Source organism: Sphingobacterium sp. SGL-16, from assembly GCF_011043515.1.
Classification (GTDB): Bacteria; Bacteroidota; Bacteroidia; order Sphingobacteriales; family Sphingobacteriaceae; genus Sphingobacterium; species Sphingobacterium litopenaei.
Genome location: NZ_JAAKGQ010000024.1, coordinates 46,529 through 54,429, shown reverse-complemented (window position 1 = coordinate 54,429; position 7,901 = coordinate 46,529). Strand labels below are relative to the sequence as shown.

The 7,901-nt window shown below is 33.5% G+C and carries 5 protein-coding genes; all 5 read left to right on the top strand.

The features are described from left to right. Positions 1-90: 90 nt before the first annotated feature. The 5 genes from G5B32_RS09720 (at position 91) to G5B32_RS09700 (ending at position 7,640) form a co-directional block, all read left to right on the top strand. Positions 91-768 (top strand): response regulator transcription factor, encoded by a 678-nt coding sequence (locus tag G5B32_RS09720; RefSeq protein WP_165291347.1) that lies wholly within the window; start codon positions 91-93, stop codon positions 766-768. A gap of 102 nt (positions 769-870) precedes the next feature. Continuing rightward, positions 871-2,109 carry a sensor histidine kinase gene (locus tag G5B32_RS09715; protein ID WP_206366866.1) on the top strand — a complete coding sequence of 413 codons (1,239 nt, stop codon included), beginning with the start codon at positions 871-873 and terminating at the stop codon, positions 2,107-2,109. A gap of 81 nt (positions 2,110-2,190) precedes the next feature. Beyond that, positions 2,191-3,444: a TolC family protein gene (locus G5B32_RS09710; protein WP_165291345.1), complete on the top strand. Its 1,254-nt coding sequence runs from the start codon at positions 2,191-2,193 to the stop codon at positions 3,442-3,444. 4 nt (positions 3,445-3,448) lie between these two features. After that, the gene (locus tag G5B32_RS09705; protein WP_149913430.1) at positions 3,449-4,546 is read left to right on the top strand and encodes an efflux RND transporter periplasmic adaptor subunit; all 1,098 of its coding nucleotides are present in this window, start codon (positions 3,449-3,451) and stop codon (positions 4,544-4,546) included. Between the two features lie 4 nt (positions 4,547-4,550). Continuing rightward, positions 4,551-7,640: an efflux RND transporter permease subunit gene (locus G5B32_RS09700; RefSeq protein WP_165291344.1), complete on the top strand. Its 3,090-nt coding sequence runs from the start codon at positions 4,551-4,553 to the stop codon at positions 7,638-7,640. The last annotated feature ends 261 nt before the right edge of the window (positions 7,641-7,901 follow it).

The following is a 7,901-nucleotide window of genomic DNA, read 5'->3' as shown; positions in this document are numbered from 1 at the left end:
ATATGTAATATTATATATTAAAATTTCACTAGAAAGGAATGGTTATTTTTTTAGAGGTTTATGTTTTTCTATTTTTGTGAAAAACATGTTATGCAAATTATTCTTATTGAAGATGATAAACGAATTAGTGATTTTATTCTAAAAGGATTAGAAGAAAATACACATTTTGTAACCCTATATAAATCTGCAGAAGATTTCTTAAATCATTACCTACAATTATCTTTTGATTTAATTATTTGCGACATTATGCTTCCTGGTATGGATGGTATGCAATTAGTTCAAACCATTCGTTATAAAAAAATATACACTCCAGTATTGATGTTAACGGCTTTAAATTCTGTACAAGATAAAGTCTCTGCTTTAGATTTTGGAGCTGATGATTATATGACGAAACCCTTTCATTTTGATGAATTGCTATCGCGAATAAATGCTTTGACTCGTAGACATCAGTATACACAAAAAGAAGAAAGATCCAATACGTTTGCAATTGGAGATATGCTGGTCGATTTGAATCAGTATACTGTGAAAATTGCAGGAGAAGAAGTTATTTTATCGCCGCGTGAATTCAAGCTTTTAAATTATTTAATCGAAAATAATAACAAGGCGGTTTCTCGAATTCAAATTTTAAATGCTGTTTGGGGTATAACTTTTGATAATCACACCAATGTTGTGGATGTTTATATATCTTATTTGAGAAATAAGATTGAGAAAAATCAAAAATATATTTACACTATTAAAGGAATTGGATATATGCTAAAGGCGGATTAAAATATGAAGTTAAGAGATCGTTTATCCATTTATTCTGTCTTAATATTCAGCGTTATAATTTTGACAGTTTCGTCCATAATTTATTTTTCCTTTTACTCTACTATGGAAAAAAAGGAAATAAAAGCACTCGAAAGTAAATCACTCTTGGCGGCTATTTATTATCTAGAAGAAGATGAACTTTCTTCTTCCGAGTATGAGAATATTAAAAGCCAATTGTTAAAAACCATTTCTCGCAAAAATATTGCCGTTTACAACAATAACAGCGATAAGGTGAATGGTGAAATGACAAATGATATGAATATTTCTGAAGACTTTCTACAAGAGGTTAGAAAACATAATAATGGTATTTTTCACACGGAGGACTACTTTTACAAAGGAATTTTTTATACAGATAATCAAGGTGATTTTGTGGTTGTAGTTCGTGAATCTAAAGTAGTTTTTAACGATCAAATGAATTCGTTGCTCCAAATTTTACTTATTGCTTCCATAGTTGGTTTAGCCATCATCTACCTGTTGTCGCAATATTTAGGATTTATAGCTTATCAACCCATCACACATTTTATTTCTCAGATAAAAAACAGAAACGGAATCAATTTTAAAGAGCCGATTGTTCTAGAACATTCCTATACTGAAATTAAAGAATTATCGACGACTTATAACCGTTTCATTAATCAAATTTCAGAAACATTTTCGGTACAAAAGAATTTCATAGACTATGTTTCTCACGAATTACGTACGCCGATTACCGCTTTAATGGGCACTTTGGAAGTTACAAAACAAAAGGATAGAACCACTGAGGAATATCAAGAAGCGTTGCAACAATTACAGCAATATACGATAGATCTACAAGAAGCAATCGATCAAATGATGTTGCTTTCAGGGGCAAAAACCAATTTTGAATTGTCGCATATTCGCATAGATGAAGTAATTTGGGAATTGGTAGAAAACCAAATTGTCTATCATCAAGCAGATATTAAAGTAGATTTGGATGTGGAAAATGATCAACTATTGACGATCAACGGGAATAATCAATTACTTAATTTAGCCATAGGAAACCTCATTTCTAATGCGATTAAATATTCTAATAATCAGCAAATACAGATACAATTTCTAACCATTCAAGAACGATTAATTCTTCAAATTATCGATACCGGAATTGGAATCAAAATTGACGAATTACCTCAAATTCGCCAAAATTTCTACCGTGGAAAAAACACATCTTCTTATCAAGGTAAAGGAATTGGACTATCTATTGCGGATATTATTTTCAAAATTCATCGTATTGAATTAGAGATATTATCCAATCAGCCCAAAGGAACCATTATGCGATTAACATTTTAAGTAATTCTAATCAAATTCTAATCTAACTCAAAAATCTCTTTAATGTTTGATTCCTAGTTTTGAGATTTCAAATTTCTAGAAATGAAACATATTTTATTTCCTATCGCGTTTATCTGTGCTGCGCCTGCTTTACAGGCACAAACCACCACATTAACCGATCTCGAAAATCAGTTTATACAAAGCAATTCGCAGCTCCTTGCTTCAAAATTTAACATTGATAAGGCGCAAGCCGAAATCATACAGGAGAAATTATGGCCAAATCCTACGCTTTCAATTTCTGAAGTTAACCTTTGGAAAACGTACAATATTGAAAAGCAACCTTATCTGTTTGGTAAGTATGGGCAAAATCAACAAATATCTGTTGATTTGCAGCAGATGATTGAAACTGCTGGCAAACGTAAAAAACGTGTAGCGTTAAAACAATTAGACCAAAAATCAGCAACTTTTGAGTATGAAGAATTGCTCCGTGAATTGCGAAAAGAGTTAAGATTAACCTTTTATGATCTACAACGCATTCAGCAAGAAGTTAAGCACTTGAATGTAATTGTTGAATTGTACACGCAAATGTATGCTCAATATCAACGTCAATCTGAGCTGAAGAATGTGTCTACGGCTGATTTTTACCGTATTCAAACGGAATTAATTGGTTTGCAAAAACAGCAAATTGAAATAGAAAATGAACAATTTGAAGCGTTAAGCAAACTTCAAATTTTGACGCATAATCACAGTTTAGATGTTTCACAAATCAAATTTGAAACATCCGCAAACATCAAATCCCAAATATTACCGATCAATCTTGTTGAAATTGCCAAAGAACAGAACATTGGATTGAAACGTCAATTAAATGAAAAAGCAAAAGCGCAACAACTGTTAGTTTTAGAAAAGGCAGAAAAGAAGCCGGATCTTACCGTACAAATGAATTATGATCGTGGTGGAAATATTATGAGTGATTTTATTGGTCTAGGGGTTAGTTTCGATTTACCTGTTTTTAACAGAAATAAAGGCAATATCAAAGCAGCTGAAATTGGTATTATACAAGAGCAATCCAATCAACTAACCGTGGAGAATAATCTTATTCAGTCCATTCATCAATTACGAAATCAATTGATTAGAATAGAAAAATCTCTTCAAAATTGGCCAGTTGATCACCTCAAAAATCAAAAACAAATGCTCGATAATTACAAAAAGCACTTCCAAAATAATCAAGTGACTTTATTGGAATTTATTGATTTTACTCAGGCTTATCGTGAAGCCAATCAAGCGTATTTCCAATTGCAACAGACTTATCAAAATACTTTCGAAGAATTACAATATATCGTAGGAAAAGATTTTTAATCGTATGAACAAATCTATATACATTTTAGCTGCATTATTGTTTGTTTTAAACAGTTGTGCCAACAAAGAAGAAAAAAAAACAGTTGAAGTAAATAAAAATGAAACCTTCTGTTTAAATGATCAATTGAAAAAGTCAACAACTATTTCTACAATTTCTGAACAACCTATTCACGAGCAGCTAACGCTTACAGGTAAGGTTGAATATAATGAGAATGATTTAGTAGCTCATAAAAGTTTACTACAAGGGGTCGTTAATAGTGTCAATTTCGAATTGGGCGATTATGTCCGTCAAGGGCAAGTATTAGCCGTTGTAAAATCTGCCGAAGTTCAGGGGATAACACAAGAACGTCGTTATTACCAAAATCAGATTGATTTATTACGCAAACAAATACAATCAAAAAATGAATTATTAAAAGATGGTATGAGTTCACAACCTGAGGTTTTAGCATTAGAGCATGAACTACAAGCAGCTCAAATTGAATGGGATAAAATCAATTCAACTTTAAAAATGTATCGTGCAATAGGTGACGAGCAGTTCCAAATTTTGGCGCCTAAAAACGGATACATTGTTCAGAAAAATATCAGTTCTGGTCAATCTATATCTAATGATGCAGACGAAGCTTTGTTTTCAATTTCTAACTTAAAACAAGTGTGGGTAATGGTGAATATTTACGCGAGTAATTTAAAATACATTAAACAAGGCGATCACGTAAAAGTAAAAACGGTAGCGTTTCCTGACAGAATGTATGCGGGTAAAATTGATAAAATATATAACATATTCGATGATAACGAACACGTTATTAAAGCCCGAGTAGTATTAGAAAATCAAGATTTAAACCTAATGCCTGGTTTAAGTGCGGATATCATCATCGACAAAAAAAATGTGATTGGGACTGCTTTTGCAATACCTAATTCAGCCAAAGTATTTGAGAATAATAAAGAATATGTTGTCGTTTATAAAGACGATTGCTCAATGGAAGTTCGAAAAATTACGGCTATCGCATCCAATGCTGAATATACGTATGTAGAAGAAAAATTTGCAAAGAACGAGAAGGTTATCAGTTCGAATGCTTTGCTTTTAGTGGAAGAATTAAACAAATAATCCGATGCAGAAGTTAGTACAAGCAGTCGTAACCTTCTCGTTGCGCAATACCACATTTGTTATTTTCGCTACTTTAGCATTGCTTTTTGGTGGAATTTTCTCCTTAAAAAAGACACCTATTGAAGCATTTCCGGATGTAACCAATACCCGTGCACGTATTATTACACAATGGACTGGTCGTAGTGCAGAAGAAATGGAAAAGTTAGTGACTTTACCTGTTTCTAAAGTGATGAATAGTATTCCGCATAAATCCAATATTCGTTCGATTTCCTTATTTGGATTATCCGTCGTAACAGTACAATTTGAAGACGGAATTGATGATTTTTATGCGCAACAATATGTGTCTAACAAATTAAACGGTGTCGATTTACCACAAGGAGCCGACGCATCGATCGAACCGCCCTCGGGGGCTACTGGGGAAATTTTCCGTTATGTTATTAAAAGTGACTTGCCAATTAAAGAAGTCACCGCCATTCAAGATTGGGTGATCGAACGTGAATTGCTTTCTGTACCAGGAGTTGCCGATGTGGTGAGTTTTGGTGGTGAAGAAAAAATCTATGAGATAAAAATCAATCCAACCGAACTAAAGAATTACGATTTATCACCATTGGATGTATACGAAGCCGTTTCTAAATCCAATATAAATGTAGGTGGAGATGTAATTCAACAAGCAGATCAAGCGTATGTAGTGCGTGGCGTGGGTTTGCTGGATAAAATTGAAGACATCGGTAATATTACGGTAAAACTGAATGGTTCTACCCCCATTTTAATTAAGAATGTTGCTGAAGTAATTGTTTCAAGTAAACCACGTTTAGGACAGGTCGGCTACAATGAACATGATGATTTGGTCCAAGGTATTGTGATTATGCTTCGTGGTCAAAATCCATCAGAAGTTATTGGCAACTTGAAACAAAAAATCGAAGAGCTTAACGAACGTACTTTACCAGATAATGTCAAAATAGAAACGGTAGTGGATCGCACCAAATTGGTCGATAATACAGTGAAAACGGTAGCGAAGAATATGGTTGAAGGAATATTATTGGTTTCGCTAATTGTATTTATATTCTTGTACAATTGGAAGTCAACCTTCATCGTTGCATCGGTAATTCCATTGGCTTTTTTATTTGCCATTATTATGCTCAAAATTCAAGGTTTACCAGCGAATTTAATTTCAATGGGAGCTTTAGATTTTGGATTATTACTCGAAGGGACGCTCGTGATTGTAGAAACGGTTTTTGTCGCTTTAGCCACCATGCAGCACAAAGTTGGGGCGGAACGTTTTGCGAAAATGAGTAAAATGGGCGTGATTAAGAAAAGTGCGGGAAGTGTAGCATCTTATATTTTCTTTGCTTTAATCATATTAATTGTAGCCTTATTACCCATTTTTTCTTTCCAAAAAGTAGAAGGAAAAATGTTTACACCATTAGCTTTTACATTGGGTTATGCTTTGTTAGGTTCGCTAATCTTGAGTTTAACATATGTTCCAGCAATGTGTAAATTGTTATTCACTAAAAATATCGAAGAAAAAGAGAATTTCATTTCAAAATTTTGTATCAATTCAATTTACAAATTATTCAATATCTCATTCAAAGCCAAAACTTTAACAACAGCTGTATTTGTTGGAGTATTGGCGATTTGTTCAGTGAAATTTATGAATTACGGTTCGGAGTTTTTACCACAATTGAATGAGGGATCAATTTACGTGCGTGCCACTTTACCCAATAGTATCAATCTGAAAGAATCAACTCGATTAACCAAAGATATGAAAACACTGCTATTGAAAGATACTGAGGAAATAGACTTTATCTTAACGCAAACAGGAAGGCCAAACGATGGTACCGATCCAACAGGGTTTTTTAATATCGAATTTAATATCCAGCTAAAAGACGAATCCGATTGGACACGTTCTATTTCGAAAGATGAAATCATCCAAGAAATGCGTAATAAATTGGCTAATTATCCAGGAATTACCTTTGGATTCTCGCAACCGATTCAGGATAATGTCGAAGAATATGTGGCGGGGGTAAAAAGTTCTTTGGTAATTAAAATTTTTGGTGACGATTTATACGATTTAGAAAATTATGCTAATAAAGTATCTACATCCATTGGAAAAGTAAAAGGTATTACCGACATTAATGTATACAAAAATATTGGTTTACCTGAATTGAAAATTCAATTACACGATACCAAAATGGCACGTTATGGTATCAGTACGGCCGATGTTCAAGCCGTAATTGAAATGACAATTGGAGGTCAAGCAGCTACTAAATTCTATGAGAATGATCGACAGTTTGATGTAATTCTACGTTTCGAGAAAGAATACCGTGACTCTCCTGAAAAGATTGGTAATATTCTAATTCCAACAAGTAACGGACAAAATGTACCGCTACAAGAAATAGCAACGATTGGCTACAAAACAGGTCCTGCTTTTATTTACCGTGAAGGAAACAGCCGTTACATTGGTGTTGGTTTTAGTATAGATGGGCGTGATTTAGGTTCAACGATTTCGGAAGCAAAAGAAGTGGTAGCTAAAGAAGTGGAACTTCCAAAAGATAACTATATGGAATGGGCAGGTGAGTTCGAAAGTAAAGAACGTGCTTCAAAACAATTAATGACAGTAATTCCAATTTCTTTAGTCCTAATTCTGTTGTTATTGTATAGTAATTTCGGAAATATGAAAGATACGGCATTGGCAGCAATCACAATTCCATTTGCTTTTATTGGAGGATTTCTATCCTTATGGATCACCAATACTATCTTTGGAATTTCCGCAGGAATTGGATTAATCATTTTGTTTGGAGTTAATACCATCAATGGGATTATCCTAATAGCTGTAATGAAAGATAATCTAAAAGAATATCCATTGATAAAAGCTATTAAATTAGGCGTGAAAGACCGTATCCGTTCCATCTTAATGATTGCTCTAATGGGCTCATTGGGTTTATTACCAGCAGCCTTATCTACTGGAATGGGTTCTGAAATCCAAAAACCGTTAGCCATTATGATTGTAGGTGGATTAATGATTTGCTTGGTTTTATCTTTTACGGTATTGCCTACAGTCTTTTATTACGCGTATCGCAAGAATAAGTTATAGTGACTTATAGGTTTTACCTAACTAAGTTATTTTTTGGTATAACATAACACCACAAAAGTCAAGTACCATAAAAATCTGTACAGTGTTTTCAGCAGTCCAAAAGGAATTGCTGAAAATTAACTGTTCCCACAAAGCTTACACAAGAGTACCTTGTTGTTGATTTATTTAATAATTTAGACAGCTTAGCGGAAGACAAGCAGGCGATACTTAAAGTTGGCTGGACTAGTCCTTGCCAATCTGCATAAACGTAAATATCTGTTT